This window comes from Bradyrhizobium sp. 44, from assembly GCF_023073095.1.
Classification (GTDB): Bacteria; Pseudomonadota; Alphaproteobacteria; order Rhizobiales; family Xanthobacteraceae; genus Bradyrhizobium.
The window spans coordinates 78,447-100,770 of the sequence record NZ_JADPIY010000009.1 but is presented as its reverse complement, the minus strand read 5'-3'; the positions used below and the strand labels follow the sequence as shown (position 1 = coordinate 100,770).

The following is a 22,324-nucleotide window of genomic DNA, read 5'->3' as shown; positions in this document are numbered from 1 at the left end:
TCTGCCTTTCAGGTCGAGGCGTCGAATGCCGCCAACACATGGCGTGGAAGTGACCGCGGCGCAATCAGCATGGCGTCGAATCGCATTTCGAATTCCGTATGCTCGGGATGCGCGACGAGCCAGCCTTGCGCGGCGTCGATGATGCGCTGCTGCTGGCGCGGCGTCACCGCGAAGGCGGCGTCGTCCAGCGTCGCGCGCGCCTTGACCTCGACGAAGGCGATCAAATTGCGGCGGCGCGCCACGATGTCGATCTCGCCGTGCGGCGTGCGGAAGCGTTTGGCGAGGATGCGGTAGCCCTTGGCCATGAGATAGGCCGCGGCGCGGCTTTCCGCGGAAATGCCGGTGCGGAACGCGGCGAGGCGCTCGGGCGATGCGATTTTCGGTTCCGCCGGCGTCTCAGTCTTCGCCATCGCCGCCCCGCAGATCTTTGGCAAGCTCGAGCGCGCGGGCATAGACCTGGCGGCGCGGCCGGCCCGAGAGCGCGACCGCATGCGCCACCGCATCCTTGACGCTGTTCGCGGCGAGCTGCTCGCGCAGGAGGTCGTCGAGCGCGTCCGATGTCAGCATCTCGGCATCGGCCGCAGGCGGAGCGATCACCAGCACGAATTCGCCGCGCGTCTCCAGCGTGTCGGCATCGCGCGCGAGCTCACGCAGCGTCGCGCGCGAAATCTGCTCGTGCAGTTTGGTCAGCTCGCGGCAGATCGCGGCTTCACGGGTCCCCATGATCTCGGCGAGCTCGGCGAGCGTGTCCTGCACGCGATTGCCGGAGTCGAACATCACCAGCGTCGCATCGATGCGCGCAAGCTCGGCCAGGCGCGACTTCCGCGCGGCTGATTTGGAAGGCAGAAAGCCTTCGAAGAAGAAGCGGTCGGTCGGCAGCGCTGCGACCGACAGCGCCGCCAGCACCGAGGACGGGCCGGGCAGCGCGTAGACCGCGTGGCCGGCGGCGCAGACCTCGCGCACCAGCTTGTAGCCGGGGTCCGAGATCAGCGGCGTGCCGGCGTCCGACACCAGCGCGATCGAGCCGCCCTGCGAAAGCCGCTCCAGGATTTTTGGACGGGCCGCTTCCGCGTTGTGCTCGTGATACTGCTTGAGCTGCGCGGAGATGTCGTAGCGCTCGGTCAGACGCCGCGTGATGCGGGTGTCCTCGCAGGCGATGACATCGACCCCGGCGAGGGTCTGCAGCGCCCGTAGCGTGATGTCACCGAGATTGCCGATGGGGGTCGCGACCAGGTGCAGGCCAGGCGCGGCCTTCGGCGCGACAAGCCGATGGGCGTCGATGGAGAAACCGCGCGAGGCGGGCTCCGTAGTCTCAGGTGTATTTATCGGGGACGGCTTTGCGCGCATAATCAGACGAACTTAGGCATGATCCCCGGGACTGGGAACCGGTCCCCGGAAAAAGATCGTGCCTGGCAAGGCAAGGGGCGAGGAAGGACTGGAATGTGATCCATTCGGCATCACATTCCCAAGGGAATGAAGCGTCAGCGCCATATTCGCGGCGGAAACGCCGCCTTGATGCGTGGTGATGGACGGCGGACAGCTAGCCAGAACTTGAGAGGAAGCCGCGTTAAGCGGGCATTATCCTTTTGTTTGAGTTAACTATTTGCCGACAATATGCCTGAATCCACGACTGGTGTCGTGGAGAATATCGTGAGCGGCTGGCGACGGTCGGTCAGAAGAGAAACTGTCATGACGGGCCCGCGTGATCCCAGATCTTCCTTTCCGGAGGAGTCTCCCGTTCAGGGGCCCCTGATGTCAGGGGCGACCCGGCGAAGCGCGCTCGGCCTGTTGCTCGGCGCTCCGCTGCTGTCGGCCTGCGCCGGCGTGCAGCAGAGCCTGAGCCAGTTCTCCAATCCGTTCAGCAGCTCCTCCCCGCCTCCGGCCCAGCCGGCCGGCCCGCCGCAGCAGGCGACGACTGCCGGCACCGGCGGGGTGAAGGTTGCCGTGATCCTGCCGCTCTCGGCATCGGGCAATGCCGGCCTCGCGGCGCAGTCGATGCGCAATGCCGCCGAGATGGCGCTGGCCGAGTTCCAGAATCCCAACATCCAGCTCCTGATCAAGGACGACAATGGCAGCCCGCAGGGCGCGCAGGCCAGTGCGCAGCAGGCGGTCGACGAAGGCGCCGAGATCATCCTGGGTCCGCTGTTCGCGCAATCGGTGCCTGCAGTGGCGCAGATCGCGCGCACGCGCGGCATCCCGGTGATGGCGTTCTCGACCGATTCCAGCATCGCCGGCCGCGGTGTCTATCTCCTGAGCTTCTTGCCGGAGTCCGACGTCAACCGCATCGTCGAATATTCCGCCAGCATCGGAAAGCGCTCGGTCGCCGTGCTCGTGCCCGACAATGCTTATGGCAACGTGGTCGAGGCCGCGGTGAAGGCGGCGGTGCCGCGCCGCGGAGGGCGCATCGTCGCGTTCGAGAAATACGGCGCCGATCGCGCCACGCCGGCCCGGACCGTGGCGCAGCAGCTCGGCAGCGCCGATGCGCTGTTCATCGCCGATGATGGCGACGCCGTCGTCTCGGTCGCCGATGCAATGAGCGCGGCGGGTGCGAATCTGCGCAATATCCAGCTGCTCGGCACCGGCCTGTGGGACAGTCCGCGCGTCTATGCCAGCTCAAGCTTGCAGGGCGGCCTCTACGCCGCGCCCGATCCGGCCGGCTTCCGCGCCTTCTCCGGCCGCTATCGCACCAAATACGGCGCCGAGCCGATCCGTACGGCCACGCTCGCTTATGACGCCGTCGCCCTGGTCGCCGCGCTCGCGCGCACGCAGGGCACCACGCGCTTCTCGCCCGACGTGCTCACCAATCCTTCCGGATTCGCCGGCATCGACGGCCTGTTCCGCTTCCGCGCCGACGGCACCAACGAGCGGGGCCTTGCGGTGATGAAGGTCACGACCGGCGGCGGCGTTGCGGTGGCAGGCTCGCCGAAGAGTTTTGGAGCGTAGCTGTTTCCTCGACGTCGTCCTGGCTTTCGCCAGAACGACGATGGAGAGACCTTACGCCGCGAGATCGGCGACCACCGCATCCAGCACCGGAAAACCGCTGCTGGTCACGCGCAGGCGGCCGGTTGCATCCACCGTGATCGCGCCTTCTTCGCGCAGCAGCGTGATGCGCTTGGGATCGAGTGAGCGGCCTGACAGCGCGCGGTAGCGCTCGGGGTCGATGCCCTCGACGAGGCGCAACCCCATCAGCAAAAATTCGTCGGCGCGTTCTTCGCTGTTGAGGAGATCGTCGGTGACGACGCCATGGCCGTTGGTCTCGACCCGCATCAGCCAGGCTTCGGGACGCTTCTCGGTGGCGGTGGCGTGCCTGATACCGTCGATGTCGAGCCGGCCATGGGCACCGGGGCCGATGCCGGCATATTCCTCGCCGCGCCAGTAGACCAGATTGTGCCGGCACTCGGCGCCGCGCCGCGCGTGATTTGAAATCTCGTAGGCGGGCAGGCCGAGCCTGTCGCAGGTCTCCTGCGTGACGTCGTAGAGCGCGCGTGCGACCGCTTCATCCGGCGTCTTCAGCTTGCCGGCCTGATGCAGGCCGAAGAACGGCGTGCCTTCTTCGATCGTCAATTGATAGAGCGACAGATGTTCGGCCGCCTCGCCGATCGCGAGACGCAATTCATCGGCCCACATCGCCGGCGTCTGGTCGGGACGGGCATAGATCAGGTCGAACGAATAACGATCGAACGAGCGGCGCGCGATGGCGACCGCGTCGAGTGCCTCGCGCGCGCTGTGCATGCGGCCGAGCGCCTTCAGCGAGGCATCGTCGAGCGCCTGCACGCCGAGCGAGACGCGATTGACGCCGGCGGCGCGATAGCCCGCGAAGCGCGTAGCCTCGACACTGGTCGGGTTTGCCTCCAGCGTGACTTCAACGTCTTTCGCCACAATCCAGTGCTTGCCGATGGCATCGAGCACAGCGCCGACGGTTGCAGGCTGCATGAGCGAGGGTGTGCCGCCGCCGAGAAAGATCGAGGTGACTTCGCGGCCGGGCGCGCGCTCGGCGGTCGCAGCGATCTCGCGCGCGAAAGCCGACGCAAACCGCGCCTCGTCGATCGCGGCGTGGCGGACATGGCTGTTGAAGTCGCAATAGGGGCACTTCGACAGGCAGAACGGCCAGTGCACGTAGACGCCGAAGGCTTCGGATTCTTGTTTTGACGCGTTTTCCTGGCGCGAACCGGTATCCACTTCGCTCGAAAACGCTCTAGCGCGGCTCAAGGCAGATCTCCGCCAGCTTCACGAAGGCGCGGGCACGGTGCGACAGGCCGAGACCGAGCGGCGGCAGGCCGTGCTTCTCGATGCTCTCCATCTCGCCGAAGGTGCGGCTATGGCCGTCGGGCAAAAACATCGGGTCGTAGCCGAAGCCGGCGGTGCCGCGCGGCGGCCACACCAGCGTGCCGTCGACGCGCGCCTCGACCTCTTCGAGATGATCGTCAGGCCATGCAACGCAAAGCGCGGAAACGAAATGCGCCTTGCGCTTGGCGGGCGTGGTCGCGCCGCGCTCCTGCAACAGCCGTTCGATCTGCGCCATCGCCGCGGCAAAATCCTTGTTCGGCCCGGCCCAGCGCGCCGAGTAGATGCCGGGCGCGCCGTCGAGCGCATCGACCACGATGCCGGAATCATCGGCGAAAGACGGCAGCTTCGTCGCTTGCGCTGCCGCGATCGCCTTGATCGCGGCATTGCTGCGGAAATCGTTTCCGGTTTCTTCCGGCTCCGGAAGGCCTAACTCGCCGGCCGACACCGCCTCGATGCCGTAAGGCGCGAGCAGCTCCTTCATCTCGGCGAGCTTGCCGGGATTATGGGTCGCGATGACGAGCTTTCCGGTGATTCGGCGATGCATCGGCCTATTGACTACGCTACCGCCAGTTTCTGCAAGTCCACGAGACGCGCGACGCCCTTGCGCGCCAGCGCCATCAACGCCAGGAACTCGGCTTCCGTGAACGGCTCGCGTTCCGCGGTGCCCTGAACTTCGATGATGCGGCCATCGCCCGTCATGACGAAATTGGCGTCGGTATCGGCTTCGGAGTCCTCGGCATAGTCGAGGTCGAGCACGGGCGTGCCTTTGTAGATGCCGCAGGAGATCGCGGCGACGTTGTCGCGCAACACATTGGCTTTGACCATGTTGCGCGCCTTCATCCAGGTGATGCAATCGGCGAGGGCGACCCAGGCGCCGGTGATCGAGGCCGTGCGGGTGCCGCCGTCGGCCTGGAGCACGTCGCAATCGACCGTGATCTGGCGCTCACCGAGCGCTTCGAGATTGATGATGGTGCGAAGCGAGCGGCCGATCAGGCGCTGAATTTCGACGGTGCGGCCGCTCTGCTTTCCTGCGGAGGCCTCGCGGCGGGTGCGTTCCGAGGTCGCGCGCGGCAGCATGCCGTATTCGGCGGTGACCCAGCCACGGCCCTGGCCCTTGAGCCACGGCGGCAGGCGGTCTTCCAGCGTGGCGGTGACCAGCACGTGGGTGTCGCCGAATTTCACCAGGCACGAGCCTTCCGCATATTTGACCACGCCGCGCTCCAGCGTCACGGGGCGCAATTCGTCGGGCGCACGGCGGCTTGGCCGCATGGGAAATCCTCCAAAAACTCTCGGAAAAGGGCTGTTGGCGGTGCTTGTAGGGGGGGTGAGGGTGGGCGGCAAGGGGGAAGATCGAGGCCTTATTCACCCCCGATTTTCAATCCGCGAACGCCACGCTTGTCAGAAGCCCCAAGGATAGACAAATTACCTGTATCTGAGAGGAGTTACGGTCTGTGGCCCATCACGATCCGATCCATCTGATCGCGCCGCGCGCGGGCCTCGCCCAGCTCAACGAGCGTTCCCGCGACATCTTTCGTCAAATCGTCGAAAGCTACCTCGCGACCGGGGAGCCGGTGGGCTCGCGCAATATTTCGCGCCTGATCGCCATGCCGCTGTCGCCCGCTTCAGTCCGCAACGTCATGGCCGACCTGGAACAGCTCGGCCTGATCTACGCCCCGCACACCTCCGCCGGCCGGCTGCCGACGGAACTCGGCCTGCGCTTCTTCGTCGATGCCCTGATGCAGGTCGGCGACCTCAATGACAGTGAACGGCAGGCGATCCAGAGCCAGTTGACCTCCGTCGGCCACGCGCAATCGGTGGAGGCTGCGCTCGAGGAGGCATTGACGCGGCTCTCCGGCCTGACCCGCGCTGCCGCGGTCGTGCTGACGCCGAAATCCAATGCGCGGCTGAAACATATCGAATTCGTCCGCTTGGAACCGGAAAAGGCATTGGTGATCCTGGTCGGCGAGGACGGGCAGGTCGAAAACCGCGTCTTGACGCTGCCGCCGGGAGTTCCATCCTCAGCGTTGACCGAAGCCGGCAACTTCCTCAATGCGCGGATCCGGGGCCGGACCCTGGCCGAGGCCCGGCTGGAGCTCGAGACCGCGCTCGGAGAGGCGCGCACCGAGCTCGATCAGCTGACGCATAAGGTGATCTCGGCCGGGATTGCCAGCTGGTCGGGCGGTGAGAACGAGGATCGGCAGCTCATCGTCCGCGGCCACGCCAATCTGCTCGAGGATTTGCATGCGCTGGAGGATCTCGAGCGCGTTCGCCTGCTGTTCGACGATCTCGAGACCAAGCGCGGGGTCATCGATCTGCTCGGGCGGGCCGAGACCGCGGAAGGCGTGCGGATCTTCATCGGCAGTGAGAACAAGCTGTTCTCGCTGTCGGGCTCGTCCACCATCATCTCGCCCTATCGGGACGCTGCCGGCCATATCGTCGGCGTTTTGGGTGTGATCGGGCCGACGCGGCTGAATTATGCCCGCGTGATCCCGACCGTGGACTACGCTGCCCGCATCGTCAGCCGGCTCCTGGGGGGCTGACCGGCGTCTCCCCCGATCACGGGCGCTTGATTTTCGGCGCCCGAAGCACGATATGCGGGCCAGAAACCCCCTGAGACGAATGCGAGAAGAGAGCCGATGACCGATCGAGACCGGCAACCCGAAGACACGAGTGCTGCGGCCGGCGAGCCCGTGGTGTCAAAACCCTACATCATGCCCGACGATCCCGAGCCGGGCTCGGTCGAGCTTCTGCAGAAGGAAGTCGCCGAGGCGCGCGACCGCATGCTGCGGACGCTGGCCGAGATGGAGAATCTGCGCAAGCGCACTGCCAAGGAGGTCGCGGACTCCAAGCTCTACGGCGTCACGGGCTTTGCCCGCGACGTGCTCGACATCGCCGACAACCTCCAGCGCGCGCTCGATGCCGTTCCGGCCGAGGCCCGTGCGGCGGCCGATGCAGGCCTCGCCTCGCTGATCGAGGGCGTCGAGCTGACCGAGCGCTCGCTGCTCAGCGCGCTGGAAAAACACGGCGTGAAGAAGTTCGACCCCCTTGGCCAGAAGTTCGACCCGAACTTCCAGCAGGCAATGTTCGAGGTGCCCGATGCATCGGTGCCCGCGGGCACCGTCGTGCAGGTCATGCAGGCCGGCTACACCATCGGCGAGCGCGTGCTGCGTCCTGCCTTGGTCGGTGTCGCCAAGGGCGGCGCCAAGGCCGCGCCCGCCAACAGCAACGAGCCGAACGGCGCGGCGAACTGATCGATCCTCATGCTGAGGAGGCGCGCTAAGAAGCGCGCTCCTCAGCATGAGGGTCTTGCAGTTCGGTCGCGCCTCTTACGCGCTCGCCGCGATATCCGCGGACTGAATCCGCTTCACGCCGGCCTTGGCCATATCGGCCCAGGCTTTTGCGAGCGAACCCTGATTGTCGATGCCGCGGCAGGCGTCTTCCACCACATAGACCTCGAAGCCCGCCTTGCGTGCGTCGAGCGCGGTCCAGGCCACGCAGAAATCCGTCGCCAGCCCCGCGACGAAGACGCGCTTGATCTTGCGCCCCTTCAGATAGCCGGCAAGGCCGGTCGAGGTCTTGCCATCGGCTTCGAGGAAGGCCGAATAGCTGTCGACGTCCTTGTGAAAACCCTTGCGGATGATGAGCTCGGCGTGCGGGATCGCAAGGTCTTTCGACAGCGCGGCGCCGTCGGTGCCCTGCACGCAATGGTCGGGCCACAGCACCTGCTTGCCGTAGGGAAGATCGACGGTCTCGAACGGCTTCTTGCCGGCGTGGACTGATGCGAAGGAAATATGGCCTTGCGTGTGCCAGTCTTGCGTCATCACCACGTTCGAAAACGCTTTCGAGATATTGTTGATGACCGGCACCACCTGCTCGCCTTCCTTCACGGCAAGGCTGCCGCCGGGCAGGAAGCAATTCTGCACGTCGATCACGAGCAGCGCGGATGCATCGTCCGGCTTGATCGATGTGGCCGCCAGAATCGCGGTTGGCGCGAGCGCCACGAGCGCGCTCGTCCCGAGCGCCGCCAAGACTTGTCGCCGATCCAGCATCATTCGCCTCCCTCCAGGATGAACTCAACGGAAGGGGAGCCTAGTTCCGTTCGTATACGAACAGAAGCCCGAAAATGCAGCCGGCTTTGGTGAGTCGTTGGGCTGCTGACCGGATATCTTCGCCGGACGACGACGAGTGTCGGGCTAGCCCTTCGGCTGGATGCCGTCGCGGACCGCGCGGAAGCGGGTGAAGGCGGCCGGCCATTGCTCGCGCGGGGCGCTGGCGATGATGCGCAGCGAGGCGCCGCCGCTGCTGAAGCGGATCCACTGCACCACAGTCACCGGCGTCTTGTCCTTGCCGCTGACGCCGTCGATCCGGGTCTCGAAACCCTGCTGGCCGCTGATGCGGATCGGCTCGGACATGGTGACGCGCGACTCGCGCACGCCGGGAATCTGGAGCGCCGCCTCCTGGGCGAAGCGGGCGCGGTCGTCGGCGGCTTGCGGGGTGGCGCCAATCACGCCGAGGATGATGAACGGCTTCGATTCATAGCCGGAGCTCTCGTCGCCGTCGGCCAGGATGATGCTCGAGCCCGGCGCCAGCGTGCGAACGTCCTTGAAGTCGGCGAGATCGGTGATCTTGAACGGCATCAGCGCGATCTGCTCTTCGGCCGAGACCTGCTTGCGGGTGACGACGCTCGCAAACATCTGCCGCACCGCCTCGTCGGTGTAGATCTTGATCGCATTCTCCGGAATCTGCACCGCGACATAGCCGGAGAAGCCGGCCCCCGGCACGATCATCGAATAGCGCCGCACCGGGGTCTCGCCGGCCTTGCCGCTCTCGGTCGTGAAATAGGCAAGACCCGCGGGCGTCTCGATCTTGTCCTGCTTGACGCCGTTGGCTCCGGCCGGATTGGAGTTGAAGGCGCTCACGACCTCGCCATAGGCCGCCGGCGGCAGTTCTGTGATCAGCACCTTGACGTTGCCGTCCTCGCTCTCGAAGCCGGGAAAGGTCTTGGCCGTGTTGAGACCGACCAATGGCACCATGCCGAGGCGCAAGCCGGGTGGGAAAACGGCGTCGGCAGCCAGAGCCGGAAGCGCAGAGGCAACGAGGAGGGCGAGCGCAGCAAGGGGGCGGATCAGCTTCATGGGCACTCTGATTGGTTCACATTGAGGCCGTTCGATGGTCGGCCACCGGGCCGCTTTGTCGCGCGACGCAGCCCGATGACGAGCCCGCTCGGCCGCCCGCCTTTTAGCGGGTTTGGTCTTGCCGCAACAGGGCAGGGCGGAACGCGGTAGCGGATGCCGGCCGATCGCGGGACCTGTTAATAATTCCTCACCCGCAAGGCGGGTTCAGCCCGGATATGATCTTCCAAAACCCAATGTTTTCACGGCCGAAACTTGCGTTCGGTCCTTGCGGGCCCCTCCCCCCCTCCTATATGAGCGTCAACCATCGCAATATCGCGAATGTTTGATCTTAGGGGGTTTCGGTTCGGGTGCCTTCTGGGCCCAGCCAACCTGCCGCAAAAACAAGGATACAGGACCATGGGAAAGGTCATCGGGATCGACCTCGGCACCACGAATTCGTGCGTCGCCGTAATGGATGGCAAGAACGCCAAAGTCATCGAGAATTCCGAAGGCATGCGCACGACGCCTTCGATCGTCGCCGTGACGGACGACGGTGAGCGCCTCGTCGGCCAGCCTGCCAAGCGCCAGGCCGTCACCAATCCAGAGCGTACGTTCTTCGCAGTGAAGCGCCTGATCGGCCGCCGCTACGACGACCCGATGGTCGAGAAGGACAAGAAGCTCGTTCCGTACAAGATCGTGAAGGCTTCCAACGGCGACGCCTGGGTCGAGGCCGACGGCCAGACCTACTCGCCCTCGCAGGTCTCGGCGTTCATCTTGCAGAAGATGAAGGAGACCGCGGAAGCCCATCTGGGCCAGAAGGTCGACCAGGCCGTCATCACCGTGCCCGCCTACTTCAACGACGCCCAGCGCCAGGCGACCAAGGACGCCGGCAAGATCGCGGGCCTTGAAGTGCTGCGCATCATCAACGAGCCGACCGCGGCCGCGCTCGCCTATGGCCTCGACAAGACCAAGACCGGCACGATCGCCGTGTACGATCTCGGCGGCGGCACGTTCGATATCTCGATTCTCGAAATCGGCGACGGCGTGTTCGAGGTGAAGTCGACCAACGGCGACACCTTCCTCGGCGGCGAAGACTTCGACATGCGCCTGGTCGGCTATCTGGCCGACGAATTCCAGAAGGAGCAGGGCATCAACCTGCGCAACGACAAGCTCGCGTTGCAGCGCCTGAAGGAAGCTGCTGAAAAGGCCAAGATCGAGCTGTCGTCGACGACGCAGACCGAAATCAACCTCCCCTTCATCACCGCGGACCAGACCGGCCCGAAGCATCTGACGATGAAGCTCACCCGCGCCAAGTTCGAGGCGCTGGTCGATGACCTCGTCCAGAAGACCGTCGAGCCCTGCCGCAAGGCGCTGAAGGATGCCGGCCTCACCGCCGCCGAGATCGGCGAAGTGGTGCTGGTCGGCGGCATGTCGCGCATGCCGAAGGTCCAGGAAGTCGTGAAGCAGCTGTTCGGCAAGGAGCCGCACAAGGGTGTCAACCCGGACGAAGTCGTGGCGATCGGCGCCGCGATCCAGGCCGGCGTGCTTCAGGGCGACGTCAAGGACGTGCTGCTGCTCGACGTGACCCCGCTGTCGCTGGGCATCGAGACGCTGGGCGGCGTGTTCACCCGCATCATCGACCGCAACACCACGATCCCGACCAAGAAGAGCCAGGTGTTCTCGACCGCCGAGGACAGCCAGAACGCGGTCACCATCCGCGTCTTCCAGGGCGAGCGTGAAATGGCGGCCGACAACAAGATGCTCGGCCAGTTCGACCTGATGGGCATTCCGCCGGCCCCGCGCGGCATGCCGCAGATCGAGGTGACCTTCGACATCGACGCCAACGGCATCGTCAACGTCTCGGCCAAGGACAAGGCCACGTCCAAGGAGCAGCAGATCCGCATCCAGGCCTCCGGCGGTCTGTCGGAAGCCGACATCGAGAAGATGGTCAAGGACGCCGAGGCCAATGCCGAGGCGGACAAGAAGCGCCGCGAGGCCGTGACTGCCAAGAACGACGCGGATGGACTGGTGCATTCGACCGAGAAGGCACTGGCCGAGCACGGTTCGAAGGTCGCAGAGACCGAGCGCCGCGCGATCGAGGATGCCGTCAGCGACCTTAAGGAAGCGCTGAAGGGCGACGATGCCGAAGCCATTAAGGCCAAGACCCAAACGCTGGCCCAGGCGTCGATGAAGCTCGGCGAGGCCATGTACAAGCAGCAGGCCGAGGCCGACGCCAAGAAGGATGCGGCCAAGGACGACGTCGTCGACGCGGAGTTCACCGAAGTCGACGACGACAAGAACAACAAGAAGTCCGCCTGAACCCCGCGAGGGTGATGATGCGGACGGCTTGGACCCCACACGCGCCAACGGCCTCCTCCCTCGCGGGGGAGGCCATCGTGTCAGGCTCGGCGGGGCAAGGCCTTGCTAAAATCGGCCCCGTTACGATCGATCAATTCCCAGCCGTTATTCTGAATGCTGCCGTGCAATCCTCTGCCGCGAGGCGGAAGGCTGCCTATATCGTTGCATGGCGACGTTGCTTCGCTCCGACTTGAATCGCGATCGGATAGACTGAGCTCATCATGTCCACGTCCACCAAGCGCTGCTATTACGAAACCCTCGAAGTCGAACGCGATGCTGACGATTCCGTCCTGAAATCGTCGTTCCGCAAGCTGGCGATGAAGTTTCACCCCGACCGCAATCCCGGGGACGACACCAGCGAAGTCAAATTCAAGGAAATCAACGAAGCCTACGAGGTCCTGAAAGACAAGGACAAGCGCGCCGCCTATGACCGTTTCGGTCATGCCGCCTTCGAGCAGGGCGGCGGCGGTGGCGGCCCCGGTTTCGGCGCGGGCTTCGCCTCCTCCTTTTCCGACATTTTCGAAGATTTGTTCGGCATGGCCGGACAGCGCGGCGGCCGTGGCGGCCGCGAGCGCGGCGCCGACCTGCGCTACAACATGGAAATCACGCTCGAGGAAGCTTTTGGCGGCAAGACTGCGCAGATCGAGATCCCGGTCTCGGTCACCTGCGAAGCCTGCTCGGGCATCGGGGCCAAGGCCGGCACCAAGCCGAAGACCTGCTCGACCTGCGGCGGCGCCGGACGCGTACGGCAGTCGCAGGGCTTCTTCACGCTGGAGCGCACCTGCCCGGGCTGCCAGGGGCGCGGCCAGATGATCGAAGACGCCTGCCCGTCCTGCTCGGGTCAGGGGCGTGTCACCCGCGAGCGGAATCTGTCGGTCAACATTCCCCCTGGAGTCGAGGATGGCACCAGGATCAGGCTCGCCGGAGAGGGCGAGGCCGGGGTCCGCGGCGGCCCGCCCGGCGACCTCTACATCTTCCTGTCGCTGGCCCAGCACCAGTTCTTCCAGCGCGACGGCGCCGATCTGCATTGTCGTGTGCCGATCTCGATGGTGACGGCGGCGCTTGGCGGCGAATTCGAGGTGCCGACCATCGAGAAGGGCAAGACCAAGGTGAAGGTCCCTGCGGGGACCCAGTCCAGCCGCCGATTCCGCATCGCATCAAAAGGCATGCCGGTGCTGCGCTCGCGCCAGATGGGCGACATGTATGTTCAGGTCGTGGTCGAGACCCCGCAAAATCTCACCAAGAAGCAGCAGGAATTGCTGGCCGAGTTCGAAAAACTCTCCTCCGGCAACACCCAGCCGGAATCCGAGGGTTTCTTCACCAAGGTCAAGGATTTCTTCGGTAATCGGGCAAGTTGACGCGTCTTGACCGTGCCGCCTTCGGCCTATACGTCTTTATGACCATTTTCTGACACGCCGCGGTCACGCGGTCCCGGCCGGTCCCGACATGCCATTGCCATCGTCCGCGCGTGCGTTGAAGAAGCCCCGTCTCGATGACGAGGTGCGTTTTCTCCGGTCATGGATTGAAAAGCCCCTCCACATGGGCGCGGTGATGCCGTCGGGCAAGCTGCTGGCCCGGACCATGGCCCACTACGTCGACGTCAATTCGGACGCACCGGTGGTCGAGCTCGGGCCCGGCACCGGCGCCATCACCTCGGCCCTGGTCGAGCGCGGCGTCGACCAGAAGCGCCTCGTCCTCGTCGAATACAATCCAGGCTTCTGCGCCCTGCTGCGCGACCGTTATCCGCAGGCCAAGGTGGTGCAGGGTGATGCCTATCGCCTGCGCGACACGCTCTGGAACGTGCTGAGCGCGCCGGCCTCCGCGGTCGTCTCCGGCCTGCCGCTGGTCACAAAACCGATGCTGACGCGGCTGCGGCTCATTCGCGACGCCTTCACGGCGCTGGCGCCCGGTGCGCCCTTCGTCCAGTTCACCTATGCGGTGGTGCCGCCGATTCCGAAATCGCTGCCCGGCGTGTCCACAGAGGCCTCGGAACGGATCTGGATGAACCTTCCGCCGGCCCGCGTCTGGGTGTATCGCAAGGACTAATTCCGCCGGCATTCCTGTTTGCGTGGCGGGCTCGTTTCGCCGAACGCATGGAAGCGGATGTCCGCACCGAAAATCCTGATCATTCCCGGCTCACTGCGGACCGGCTCGCATAATGCGAAGCTGGCAGCGGTCGCCGCCTATGCATTCGACCAGGCCGGCGTTGACGTCACCCGCATCTCGCTCGCCGATTTTCCGCTGCCGATCTATGACGGCGATCTGCAGGCCAAGTCGGGTGTGCCCAAGCACGCGATCAATCTCAAGCGCATGATCGGCGCGCATCATGGCGTGCTGATCGTCTCGCCCGAATACAATGCCTCGGTGCCGCCGCTGCTGAAGAACGCGATCGACTGGGTCAGCCGCGTGCATGAGCTGCACGAGCCGCGTGGCGAGGTGTTCCGCAACCGTGTCTTCGCACTCGCCGGCGCCTCGCAGAGCCGGCTTGGCGCGGCTCGCGCGCTGCAGGCGCTGCGGCTGATCCTGACCTCCTGCCACGCCAATGTGATTGCCAGCCAGCTCACGCTCGCCTTTGCCGACCAGGCCTATGACGATATGGACAGGCTGAAGCACGAGGGCGATATCGCCGCGTTGAAGGAACTGGTGCGGCAGTTGATCGACATTTCCCAACGCATGATGTGAGGTGACATGACGCCAGCCGAGATTGCCCCGAAAGACCGCCTGATCGTCGCGCTCGATCTTCCCAGCGTTGATGCCGCGGAAGCGATGGTCAACCGGCTCGGCGACAGCGTCACCTTCTACAAGATCGGCTATCGGCTGGCTTATGCCGGCGGCTTGCCGCTGGTCGGCAAGCTCGCCGACAAGGGCAAGAAGGTCTTTCTCGATCTCAAGCTGCACGACATCGGCAACACCGTGGCGCAGGGCGTCGACAGCATCACAAGGCTCGGCGCGACCTTCCTCACGGTCCACGCTTATCCGCAGACCATGAAGGGTGCCGTCGAAGGTCGCGGCAGCTCGAACCTGAAGATCCTCGCCGTCACTGTTCTGACGTCCTACAACGAGGACGATCTGCACGCGGCAGGCTTCCGGCTCGGCGTCTCCGAGCTCGTCGAAGCGCGCGCGCAGCAGGCGCAGGTGCTCGGCATCGACGGGCTGGTATCGTCGCCCGAAGAAGTCGGAGCCTTGCGCAAGATCGTCGGCCACCAGATGAGCCTCGTCACCCCCGGCATCCGACCGGCCGGCGCGGCGAGCGGCGACCAGAAACGCATCATGACGCCGGGCCGCGCGATTGCGGCCGGCGCGGACCACCTCGTCGTCGGTCGGCCGGTGGTGGAAGCCACGGACCCCAAGGCGATTGCCGAGGCCATCCAGGCCGAGATCGCGCAAGCGCTCGGCTAATCAACAACACAGGGAGAAGAACAATGGCAAAAGGCTACTGGATCGGACGCGTCGATGTGAGCAGTGACGAGGGCTACAAGCCCTATGCCGTCGCCAATGGTCCGATCTTCAAGAAATGGGGTGGCCGCTTCGTCGTTCGCGCCGGCAAGTTCACCACCGTCGAAGGTGCCAGCCGCACCCGCAACGTCGTGATCGAATTCCCGGACTACGAGACCGCGATCGCCTGCTACAACTCGCCGGAATACCAAGCCAACATCAAGGTGCGCCAGCCGCACTCCGTCGCCGACCTCATCATCATCGAGGGCTATGACGGCCCGCAGCCGTCAGACGGCTGAGGCGCGCTCAGCTCCGTCATGGCCGGGCCTGACCCGGCCATCCACGTCTTCGGTCTCATATGCGTGGCCGTTCGTGGATGCCCGGGACAAGCCCGGGCATGACGGTGGCGTTTGCCCCTCGGTTGCCGGAACTGCCTCCCCCCGCTACAACGACCGTGAGAGGATCGCACCATGTCCGACATGCGCTTGATTGTTGCTGGAGCCGGCGGCCGGATGGGCCGGGCGCTGACGCGGGCGATTGCCGAAAGCAAAGGCGCGGTGCTGGCCGGCGCGCTGGAGGCACCGGGCTCGGAGCTGCTCGGCAAGGATGCCGGCGTGCTCGCAGGCCTGCCGGCCAACGGCATCAAGCTCTCCGGCGATCTCTGGGCGTTGTCAAAGGACGCCGACGGCATTCTGGATTTCACCGTGCCCGCGGCGACCTTGGCCAATGTCGCGATCGCCGCCGAGCGCGGCCTCGTGCACGTGGTCGGAACGACCGGGCTGTCGGGCTCCGACAACGCCGTGATCAAGAGCGTCACCAACCGCGCCGTCGTGGTGCAGTCCGGCAATATGAGCCTGGGTGTCAATCTGCTCGCCGCCGTGGTCAAGCGCGTCGCCAAGGCGCTCGACGAGAGCTTCGACATCGAGATCGTCGAGACCCATCACCGCATGAAGATCGACGCGCCCTCGGGCACGGCGCTGATGCTGGGCCAGGCGGCCGCTAGCGGCCGTGGCATCGCGCTCGACGAGCATGCAGATCGCGGTCGCGACGGTATCACTGGCGCGCGCAAGCCCGGCGACATCGGCTTTGCGTCGCTGCGCGGCGGCACCGCGGCCGGCGATCACAGCGTGAGCTTCCTCGGCGCGTTCGAGCGGCTGACGCTGTCGCATCACGCGGAGGATCGCATGCTGTTCGCCCATGGCGCGCTGAAGGCCGCGCTCTGGGCGCATGGCAAGAAGCCGGGGCACTACTCCATGGCCGACGTGCTCGGCCTGTCTGACATCTGAAGCATGATCCGGAAAAGTGTGAAGCGGTTTTCCGACACGATCATGCTTAGCCAACGAACGAAACGGAAAGCAGTCAATGAGCGAACGTCTTCTCGTGCTGGTGCGGCACGGCCAGAGCGAATGGAATCTGAAGAACCTGTTCACGGGCTGGAAGGATCCTGACCTCACCGAACTCGGCGTGAAGGAAGCCTCGGAAGCCGGCCGCAAGCTGAAGGCGCAGGGCCTCGTGTTCGACCTTGCCTACACCTCGGTGTTGACGCGCGCACAGCACACGCTCGATCTCATTCTCGGCGAGCTTGATCAGAAGGGCCTGCCGACGACGAAGAACCTCGCGCTGAACGAGCGCGACTATGGCGATCTCTCGGGCCTCAACAAGGACGACGCCCGCAAGAAATGGGGCGAGGACCAGGTGTTGATCTGGCGCCGCTCCTACGACGTGCCGCCGCCCGGCGGCGAAAGCCTGAAGGATACTCTCGCGCGCGCGCTGCCGTATTACGTGCAGGAGATCCTGCCCGGCGTGCTCAACGGCAAGCGCACGCTGGTCGCCGCCCACGGCAACTCCCTGCGCGCGCTGATCATGGTGCTGGAAAAGCTCTCGCCCGAAGGCATTTTGAAGCGCGAGCTCGCCACCGGCGTGCCGATCATCTACCGCCTCAACGCGGATTCGACGGTGGCCTCGAAGTTGGATCTGGCGGGTTAAAGACGTTCGCGCGCGGCGGAGCCGGCCAAACACTGGGCGTCGTCCTGGCCTTCGCCAAAACGACGATGTGGGGCAGTTTACGCGTAGCAACTATTACTGCATCCCCAGCTGCCCGGCCTCCCAGCCCAGCATCGCCTGCTTGCGGGTGATGCCCCAGTGATAGCCGGTGAGCGTGCCGCTCTTGCCGAGCGCGCGGTGGCAGGGCACGACGAAGGACACCGGGTTCTTGCCGACGGCAGCGCCGACGGCGCGTGAGGCTTTCGGACTGTTGATGTTGCAGGCGATGTCCGAATAGGACACCGCGCGGCCCATCGGGATCTTCAGCAACGTCTCCCACACTCGCACCTCGAAATCGGTGCCGATCATCACCACGCGCAGCGGCTGATCCGGCCGCCACAGTTTCGTGTCGAAGATGCGCTGCGCCAATGGCGCGGTGCCTTCGTGATCCTCGACGTAAGTTGCGTTCCGCCATCGCCGCGTCATGTCGGCGAGCGCCACCTGTTCCTCACCGGGATCGGCGAAGGCGAGTCCCGACAATCCGCGATCGGTCGCGATCACGATCGCGGTGCCGAACGGCGAGTGATGGAAGCCGTAGCGCAGGATGAGCCCCGCGCCGCCGTTCTTCCATTCGCCCGGCGACATCGCCTCATGGGTGACGAAGAGATCGTGCAGCCGGCCCGGACCCGACAGACCGGAATCAAGCGCGGCGTCGAGGATGCTCGCGGAGTCCCTGAGCAAGCCCTTGGCGTGATCGAGCGTGAGCGCCTGCATAAAAGCCTTCGGCGTGATCGAGGCCCAGCGGCGGAACAGATGGTGCAGCTCGTCCGGCGTGACGCCGGCCGCATCCGCCATCGCCTCGATGGTCGGCTGTGCGCGCCAGTTTTCGGAGATGAAGGCGATCGCCCGGCGCACGGAATCATAGTCGCGCATCGCGGCGTTCTGGGTGCCCGGCCCGGCCAGGCGCTGGTCATGTATCGCGAGTGTCATCATGATTGGAAATGTAGGAGAGGGCGGGGTGCGAAACCACCCGATTTCCGATCCGCAAATCAGGTGACCGGATTGTAGGTCGGGCCGCGCCGGGCGGCATTTAACGCCTCAACCAAACCTTTGTAAAAACTTGCCTTTTCGTCCGGTCCCAGGAAGCGGGCGATCTGGATCTGGTGACCTCGCGAGATCAGATAGAGGTGCTCGATGCCAAAATCCTCGTCGATTTCCATGTCGAGACGGACCCAGAGCGGGTTGAAGGTCCACTCGACCACCTGGCCGTGCTGGCTGACGCGCCGCACGCGCAATTCAGATGGTGTGACCACGATCTCCTCGCTGGCCCGCGCCGCGCGGAAATTGGCTTTGAAGGCCCACCAGATCACCAGCACATCGAGGCCGAAGAAGCCGAACACCGGCCACGCGCCCATCATCAGGAAGACGAGGCCGGTGACGAAGCTGACGGCGCTCAGGAACAGCATCACGGCGAGGAAGCCGGTGCGGTTCAGCGAGCGGTGCGGCGTCAGGCGCGCGGAAAAGATCTGAGGTTCGGCCTCGCTTCCGGATCGTTCGCGCTCAATTTCGTTGCCTGTGGTCATCGTCCCTCAGTATATCCCGATCATGGCGAAAATCACCCGCAAGCCGGTCCCGCGTAAAACGTCCGTGCCGAAGAAAAAGGCAAAGCCGGTCGCGGCCAAACCGAACGGACCCGCGAAGAAATCGCTTAAGGCCCTGAAGCCCTGGACGCCGCCCGAGGTCCACGAGGCCTTCAGCCGTTTCCGCAAGGCCAACCCGGAGCCGAAAGGCGAGCTCGAGCACGTCAATCCGTTCACGCTGCTGGTCGCCGTGGTGCTGTCGGCGCAGGCGACCGATGCTGGGGTCAACAAGGCGACGCGTGCGTTGTTTGCGATCGCCGACACGCCGCAGAAGATGCTCGACCTCGGCGAGGAACGCCTGCGCGAGTACATCAAGACCATCGGCCTCTACCGCACCAAGGCGAAGAACGTGATCGGGCTGTCGGCGAAGCTGCTCAGCGAGTTCGGCGGCGAGGTGCCGCGTACGCGCGCCGGCATCGAGTCGTTGCCGGGTGCCGGGCGCAAGACCGCCAATGTCGTGCTCAACATGGCCTTCGGCGAGCACACCATGGCGGTCGACACGCATGTCTTCCGCGTCGGCAACCGGACCGGCCTCGCGCCTGGCAAGACGCCACTGGAGGTCGAGCTCGGTCTCGAAAAGGTAATCCCCGCCGAGTTCATGCTGCATGCCCATCATTGGCTGATCCTGCATGGCCGCTATACTTGCCTCGCGCGCAAGCCGCGCTGCGAGGTATGCCTGATCAACGATCTCTGTAGGTGGCCGGAAAAGACGGTCTGACTGGCGTTCGGAAAAGTGGTTTGGAGTCTATCGTGAGTCAGCAGGAACAAATCCCGTCGTCGCCACCTGCTGCCACACCGGCGCCGCCACCGAAGCCAACGCAGCGACCGGCGAGTTCGCTGTGGAGCCGGCTCGCGATTCCGCTGTTCGCAGTGATCGTCGCGCTCGGCTTCGTCGCGCTGGCAACGCAGCGCTTCGACGAATGGGTCGGCAATTCGGTGGTCCAGACCACCAACGACGCCTATGTGCGCGCCGAGCTGACGCGGCTCGCCAGTCGCGTCTCCGGCGAAGTGCTGAGCGTCGGGGTCACCGACTTCCAGCGCGTCAAGGCCGGCGATCTCCTGATCCAGATCGATCCTGCCGACTATCAGACGCAAGTCGCGCAGTCCGAAGCGGCGGTCGCCGCCGCGCAAGCCGTGCTCGACAATCTGGCCAACCAGATCGAGCTGCAATATGCGACGATCGCGCAGGCGCAAGCCGCGCGGCTCTCGGCCGAAGCCGTGGAGGTCGAGGCGCGGCAGGAGCAGGAGCGTCAGCAGTCCCTATCGCAGACCGAATCCGGTACGCGGCAGCGGTTCGAGCAGGCGGTCGCAGGCTACGCCAAGGCGCAGGCCGACGTGCGCGCGAGCCGCGCGGTGATCGCGGCCCAGCAGCACCAGCTCGAAGTCCTGCAAGGCACCAGGAAACAGCGTGCCGCCGATCTCGAAGCGACCAAGGCAACACTGGCAAGTGCGAAGCTCAAGCTCGGCTACACCAAGATATCGGCGCCGTTCGACGGCGTCGTCGGCGAGCGGCAGGTCCAACCCGGCGACTACGTCAACATCGGCACCAACCTTATCAACGTCGTGCCGTTGCCGAAGGTCTACGTGATCGCGAACTACAAGGAGACCCAGCTTACCCACGTCGCACCGGGCCAGCCGGTCGAGATCACCGTCGACAGTTTCCCGCGTGAGAAGCTGCGCGGCCGGGTGGAGCGCATTGCGCCCGCAACCGGCGCGCAGGTCGCGCTGCTGCCGCCGGACAACGCAACAGGCAACTTCACCAAGGTCGTGCAGCGCATTCCCGTGCGCATCCAGTTCGACGACAACCAGCCGCTGCTGGCGCGGCTGGTGCCAGGCATGTCGGTCGTCACCAGCATCGACACCAAGGCCGGTAATGGCGGAAAATGACGATTCCAGCCGCGGACCGCTCTCGCGCGGCGGCGTCGCCCCGCAGCCGCTGTTTGCGGTGGCGGCAGTGCTGCTCGGCTCGTTCCTCGCCAATTTCGACAGCCGCCTGACCACGATTGGCTTGCCGGACCTGCGCGGCGCGTTCTCGCTTTCGTTCGACGAAGGCGCATGGCTCTCCACGGCGGGCATCGGCTCGCAGATCTTCATCGCGCCCGCGGTGGCCTGGCTTGCCACAGTATTCGGTCTGCGCCGCGTGCTGGGCATCCCCAGCCTCGTCTATGCCGCGGTCTCGCTGATCATCCCGTTCGTGCACGATTATCCGACATTGCTCGCGCTCAGCGTCGTGCATGGCCTCTTGCTGGGCACCTTCGTGCCTGCGACGCTGATGATCGTGTTCCGCAATTTGCCGATCCGCTGGTGGCTCCCGGCGATCTCGATCTATTCGATCCGCGTCGGCTTCGCGCTGGACACCTCGAGCTCGCTGGTCGGCTTCTATGTCGACCATCTCGGCTGGCAATGGCTGTACTGGCAGAGCGTCGTGATCGCGCCCCTGATGGGCCTGATGGTTTATTGGGGCACGCCGAACGAGCCGGTGAATCGCGCTTTGCTGCGCGAGGCCGATTGGGGCGGCATGCTGCTGCTCGGCGCCGGCGTCTCGATGATCTACGCCGGGCTCGACCAGGGCAACCGGCTGGACTGGTTGGGGTCGGGAACGGTGATGGCGTTGATCATTGCCGGCGCGGTGCTGGTCGCGGGCTTCCTCGTCAACGAGGCCCTGGTGCGACAGCCATGGGCGCATATCAACGTGCTGTTCTCGCGCAATATCGGCCTGGGGCTGGTCCTGATTCTGCTCTACACGCTGACCAGCCTCTCCAACGCGTCGCTGGTGCCGAATTTCCTCGCCACCATCGCCCTGCTCAGGCCGGAGCAGAGTGGCTTGCTGCTGCTTACCTACGGCGCGTTGCCGATGTTCGTGCTGGTGCCGCTTTCGATCTGGCTGCTGCGGCATTTCGATACGCGGACGGTGGTGGTCGTGGGATTTGCCTGCTTCGCCGCCGCCAATCTCTGGGGCACGCAGCTCAGCCATGAATGGGCGCGCGAGGATTTCGCCGGCATCGTGCTGCTTCAGGCCATCGGGCAGTCGCTGACCTTGCTGCCGCTGATCATCACGCTGCTGTCCAACTCCGATCCGAGCCGTGCCACCTCGTTTGCTGCCTATATCCAGATCATGCGGCTCGGCGGCGCCGAGATTGGCGTGGCGTTGATGGGGACGTGGCTGCGCGTCCGCGAGCAGATCCATTCCTTCTATCTCGGCCAGAATCTCGGCGTCGGTGACGTCGATGTGGTCCGCATGCTGAAACAGCTCGCCGACCATTTTGCGGCCCATGGTGCGGGTTCGGCCCAGGCCCGCGCGGTCGGTACGCTCGCGGGCTTGGTTCAGCGCGAGGCCAATGTGCTCGCCTATATCGACGGCTTCTGGCTGTGCTTCTGGGTGGCGATGGCCGCGCTCGGCGTCGTCGCCCTGGTCACCCGTGCGCCGCCCGGCCCGTTCACGCCAGCGCCGTTCGGCTTCGCCAGGATGCTGTTGCGCAAATGCGGAGTGTCGCTGACGTAGACGCC

Annotated in this window: 23 protein-coding genes; 14 read left to right on the top strand and 9 right to left on the bottom strand. The window is 65.2% G+C overall.

Annotated features, from left to right (window positions below; all coding sequences use genetic code 11):
* Positions 1 to 8 precede the first annotated feature (8 nt).
* Positions 9 to 410, bottom strand: coding sequence for a YraN family protein (locus IVB41_RS08540; RefSeq protein ID WP_247429398.1), 402 nt, complete (start codon positions 408 to 410; stop codon positions 9 to 11).
* Positions 397 to 1,347 carry a 16S rRNA (cytidine(1402)-2'-O)-methyltransferase gene (gene rsmI / locus IVB41_RS08535; protein WP_247405147.1) on the bottom strand — a complete coding sequence of 317 codons (951 nt, stop codon included), beginning with the start codon at positions 1,345 to 1,347 and terminating at the stop codon, positions 397 to 399. The genes IVB41_RS08540 and rsmI overlap by 14 nt, the downstream gene beginning before the upstream one ends.
* A 342-nt stretch (positions 1,348 to 1,689) precedes the next feature.
* Between rsmI and IVB41_RS08530 the strand changes: the two genes are divergently transcribed.
* Positions 1,690 to 2,943 carry a penicillin-binding protein activator gene (locus tag IVB41_RS08530; protein ID WP_407062476.1) on the top strand — a complete coding sequence of 418 codons (1,254 nt, stop codon included), beginning with the start codon at positions 1,690 to 1,692 and terminating at the stop codon, positions 2,941 to 2,943.
* A gap of 51 nt (positions 2,944 to 2,994) precedes the next feature.
* Here the strand turns inward: IVB41_RS08530 and hemW are convergent, their stop codons facing one another.
* The 3 genes from hemW to rph are packed head-to-tail and all read right to left on the bottom strand — an operon-like array spanning position 2,995 to position 5,556.
* Positions 2,995 to 4,179, bottom strand: coding sequence for a radical SAM family heme chaperone HemW (gene hemW, locus IVB41_RS08525; RefSeq protein WP_247430175.1), 1,185 nt, complete (start codon positions 4,177 to 4,179; stop codon positions 2,995 to 2,997).
* Between the two features lie 16 nt (positions 4,180 to 4,195).
* Positions 4,196 to 4,831 (bottom strand): RdgB/HAM1 family non-canonical purine NTP pyrophosphatase, encoded by a 636-nt coding sequence (gene rdgB, locus IVB41_RS08520; RefSeq protein WP_027514790.1) that lies wholly within the window; start codon positions 4,829 to 4,831, stop codon positions 4,196 to 4,198.
* 11 nt (positions 4,832 to 4,842) lie between these two features.
* The gene (rph, locus tag IVB41_RS08515) at positions 4,843 to 5,556 is read right to left on the bottom strand and encodes a ribonuclease PH (RefSeq protein WP_027514789.1); all 714 of its coding nucleotides are present in this window, start codon (positions 5,554 to 5,556) and stop codon (positions 4,843 to 4,845) included.
* A gap of 182 nt (positions 5,557 to 5,738) precedes the next feature.
* On the opposite strand from rph, the gene hrcA reads away from it, so the two are divergent.
* Together hrcA and grpE are read left to right on the top strand one after the other, a co-directional pair.
* The gene (gene hrcA / locus IVB41_RS08510; protein WP_007598483.1) at positions 5,739 to 6,827 is read left to right on the top strand and encodes a heat-inducible transcriptional repressor HrcA; all 1,089 of its coding nucleotides are present in this window, start codon (positions 5,739 to 5,741) and stop codon (positions 6,825 to 6,827) included.
* 96 nt (positions 6,828 to 6,923) lie between these two features.
* Positions 6,924 to 7,538, top strand: a complete 615-nt coding sequence (gene grpE / locus IVB41_RS08505) for a nucleotide exchange factor GrpE (protein ID WP_007598484.1) — start codon at positions 6,924 to 6,926, stop codon at positions 7,536 to 7,538.
* Between the two features lie 75 nt (positions 7,539 to 7,613).
* Here the strand turns inward: grpE and pncA are convergent, their stop codons facing one another.
* Positions 7,614 to 8,336: a bifunctional nicotinamidase/pyrazinamidase gene (gene pncA, locus IVB41_RS08500; RefSeq protein ID WP_247430171.1), complete on the bottom strand. Its 723-nt coding sequence runs from the start codon at positions 8,334 to 8,336 to the stop codon at positions 7,614 to 7,616.
* A 144-nt stretch (positions 8,337 to 8,480) separates the two neighbouring features.
* Positions 8,481 to 9,422 (bottom strand): hypothetical protein, encoded by a 942-nt coding sequence (locus IVB41_RS08495; protein ID WP_027566216.1) that lies wholly within the window; start codon positions 9,420 to 9,422, stop codon positions 8,481 to 8,483.
* 396 nt (positions 9,423 to 9,818) lie between these two features.
* Here IVB41_RS08495 and dnaK point away from each other — a divergent pair, with 396 nt between their 5' ends.
* The 8 genes from dnaK (at position 9,819) to IVB41_RS08455 (ending at position 17,180) form a co-directional block, all read left to right on the top strand.
* On the top strand, positions 9,819 to 11,720 hold the full coding sequence (gene dnaK, locus IVB41_RS08490; protein WP_027566215.1) for a molecular chaperone DnaK: 1,902 nt from the start codon (positions 9,819 to 9,821) through the stop codon (positions 11,718 to 11,720).
* A 260-nt stretch (positions 11,721 to 11,980) separates the two neighbouring features.
* A complete protein-coding gene (gene dnaJ / locus IVB41_RS08485; protein WP_027566214.1) occupies positions 11,981 to 13,117 on the top strand; it encodes a molecular chaperone DnaJ in 1,137 nt (378 codons plus the stop codon).
* Positions 13,118 to 13,205: 88 nt separating this feature from the next.
* Positions 13,206 to 13,805, top strand: coding sequence for a class I SAM-dependent methyltransferase (locus IVB41_RS08480; RefSeq protein ID WP_007598495.1), 600 nt, complete (start codon positions 13,206 to 13,208; stop codon positions 13,803 to 13,805).
* 57 nt (positions 13,806 to 13,862) lie between these two features.
* Positions 13,863 to 14,441 carry an NADPH-dependent FMN reductase gene (locus tag IVB41_RS08475; RefSeq protein WP_007604013.1) on the top strand — a complete coding sequence of 193 codons (579 nt, stop codon included), beginning with the start codon at positions 13,863 to 13,865 and terminating at the stop codon, positions 14,439 to 14,441.
* A 6-nt stretch (positions 14,442 to 14,447) separates the two neighbouring features.
* A complete protein-coding gene (pyrF, locus tag IVB41_RS08470; protein WP_247429393.1) occupies positions 14,448 to 15,158 on the top strand; it encodes an orotidine-5'-phosphate decarboxylase in 711 nt (236 codons plus the stop codon).
* A 23-nt stretch (positions 15,159 to 15,181) separates the two neighbouring features.
* The gene (locus tag IVB41_RS08465; protein WP_027566211.1) at positions 15,182 to 15,493 is read left to right on the top strand and encodes a DUF1330 domain-containing protein; all 312 of its coding nucleotides are present in this window, start codon (positions 15,182 to 15,184) and stop codon (positions 15,491 to 15,493) included.
* Positions 15,494 to 15,664: 171 nt separating this feature from the next.
* Positions 15,665 to 16,480, top strand: a complete 816-nt coding sequence (gene dapB, locus IVB41_RS08460; protein ID WP_027566210.1) for a 4-hydroxy-tetrahydrodipicolinate reductase — start codon at positions 15,665 to 15,667, stop codon at positions 16,478 to 16,480.
* A gap of 76 nt (positions 16,481 to 16,556) precedes the next feature.
* A complete protein-coding gene (locus tag IVB41_RS08455) occupies positions 16,557 to 17,180 on the top strand; it encodes a 2,3-bisphosphoglycerate-dependent phosphoglycerate mutase (protein ID WP_247429369.1) in 624 nt (207 codons plus the stop codon).
* Positions 17,181 to 17,273: 93 nt separating this feature from the next.
* On the opposite strand, the gene IVB41_RS08450 is transcribed toward IVB41_RS08455, so the two are convergent.
* Both IVB41_RS08450 and IVB41_RS08445 read right to left on the bottom strand, forming a co-directional pair.
* Positions 17,274 to 18,170 (bottom strand): bifunctional helix-turn-helix domain-containing protein/methylated-DNA--[protein]-cysteine S-methyltransferase, encoded by an 897-nt coding sequence (locus IVB41_RS08450; RefSeq protein WP_027566209.1) that lies wholly within the window; start codon positions 18,168 to 18,170, stop codon positions 17,274 to 17,276.
* 56 nt (positions 18,171 to 18,226) lie between these two features.
* Positions 18,227 to 18,760 (bottom strand): DUF2244 domain-containing protein, encoded by a 534-nt coding sequence (locus IVB41_RS08445; protein ID WP_247429366.1) that lies wholly within the window; start codon positions 18,758 to 18,760, stop codon positions 18,227 to 18,229.
* Between the two features lie 22 nt (positions 18,761 to 18,782).
* Here IVB41_RS08445 and nth point away from each other — a divergent pair, with 22 nt between their 5' ends.
* Genes nth through IVB41_RS08430 form a run of 3 tightly spaced genes read left to right on the top strand, consistent with a single transcriptional unit; the run spans position 18,783 to position 22,319 of the window.
* Complete coding sequence (gene nth, locus IVB41_RS08440) at positions 18,783 to 19,535, top strand: endonuclease III (protein WP_247357383.1); 753 nt, start codon at positions 18,783 to 18,785, stop codon at positions 19,533 to 19,535.
* A 32-nt stretch (positions 19,536 to 19,567) separates the two neighbouring features.
* Complete coding sequence (locus tag IVB41_RS08435) at positions 19,568 to 20,704, top strand: HlyD family secretion protein (protein ID WP_027566206.1); 1,137 nt, start codon at positions 19,568 to 19,570, stop codon at positions 20,702 to 20,704.
* Positions 20,691 to 22,319, top strand: a complete 1,629-nt coding sequence (locus IVB41_RS08430; RefSeq protein WP_247429363.1) for an MFS transporter — start codon at positions 20,691 to 20,693, stop codon at positions 22,317 to 22,319. Before IVB41_RS08435 ends, IVB41_RS08430 begins: the two co-directional genes overlap by 14 nt.
* Positions 22,320 to 22,324: the final 5 nt, after the last annotated feature.

Excerpts from the sequence above, each read along its gene's own strand:
- IVB41_RS08540 (WP_247429398.1), bottom strand. The coding sequence starts at position 410 with ATGGCGAAGACTGAGACGCCGGCGGAACCGAAAATCGCATCGCCCGAG.
- rsmI (WP_247405147.1), bottom strand. The coding sequence starts at position 1,347 with ATGCGCGCAAAGCCGTCCCCGATAAATACACCTGAGACTACGGAGCCC.
- IVB41_RS08530 (WP_407062476.1), top strand. The coding sequence starts at position 1,690 with ATGACGGGCCCGCGTGATCCCAGATCTTCCTTTCCGGAGGAGTCTCCC.
- rdgB (WP_027514790.1), bottom strand. The coding sequence starts at position 4,831 with ATGCATCGCCGAATCACCGGAAAGCTCGTCATCGCGACCCATAATCCC.
- rph (WP_027514789.1), bottom strand. The coding sequence starts at position 5,556 with ATGCGGCCAAGCCGCCGTGCGCCCGACGAATTGCGCCCCGTGACGCTG.
- grpE (WP_007598484.1), top strand. The coding sequence starts at position 6,924 with ATGACCGATCGAGACCGGCAACCCGAAGACACGAGTGCTGCGGCCGGC.
- pncA (WP_247430171.1), bottom strand. The coding sequence starts at position 8,336 with ATGCTGGATCGGCGACAAGTCTTGGCGGCGCTCGGGACGAGCGCGCTC.
- IVB41_RS08495 (WP_027566216.1), bottom strand. The coding sequence starts at position 9,422 with ATGAAGCTGATCCGCCCCCTTGCTGCGCTCGCCCTCCTCGTTGCCTCT.
- dnaK (WP_027566215.1), top strand. The coding sequence starts at position 9,819 with ATGGGAAAGGTCATCGGGATCGACCTCGGCACCACGAATTCGTGCGTC.
- dnaJ (WP_027566214.1), top strand. The coding sequence starts at position 11,981 with ATGTCCACGTCCACCAAGCGCTGCTATTACGAAACCCTCGAAGTCGAA.
- IVB41_RS08480 (WP_007598495.1), top strand. The coding sequence starts at position 13,206 with ATGCCATTGCCATCGTCCGCGCGTGCGTTGAAGAAGCCCCGTCTCGAT.
- IVB41_RS08475 (WP_007604013.1), top strand. The coding sequence starts at position 13,863 with ATGTCCGCACCGAAAATCCTGATCATTCCCGGCTCACTGCGGACCGGC.
- pyrF (WP_247429393.1), top strand. The coding sequence starts at position 14,448 with ATGACGCCAGCCGAGATTGCCCCGAAAGACCGCCTGATCGTCGCGCTC.
- IVB41_RS08465 (WP_027566211.1), top strand. The coding sequence starts at position 15,182 with ATGGCAAAAGGCTACTGGATCGGACGCGTCGATGTGAGCAGTGACGAG.
- dapB (WP_027566210.1), top strand. The coding sequence starts at position 15,665 with ATGTCCGACATGCGCTTGATTGTTGCTGGAGCCGGCGGCCGGATGGGC.
- IVB41_RS08455 (WP_247429369.1), top strand. The coding sequence starts at position 16,557 with ATGAGCGAACGTCTTCTCGTGCTGGTGCGGCACGGCCAGAGCGAATGG.
- IVB41_RS08450 (WP_027566209.1), bottom strand. The coding sequence starts at position 18,170 with ATGATGACACTCGCGATACATGACCAGCGCCTGGCCGGGCCGGGCACC.
- IVB41_RS08445 (WP_247429366.1), bottom strand. The coding sequence starts at position 18,760 with ATGACCACAGGCAACGAAATTGAGCGCGAACGATCCGGAAGCGAGGCC.
- nth (WP_247357383.1), top strand. The coding sequence starts at position 18,783 with ATGGCGAAAATCACCCGCAAGCCGGTCCCGCGTAAAACGTCCGTGCCG.
- IVB41_RS08430 (WP_247429363.1), top strand. The coding sequence starts at position 20,691 with ATGGCGGAAAATGACGATTCCAGCCGCGGACCGCTCTCGCGCGGCGGC.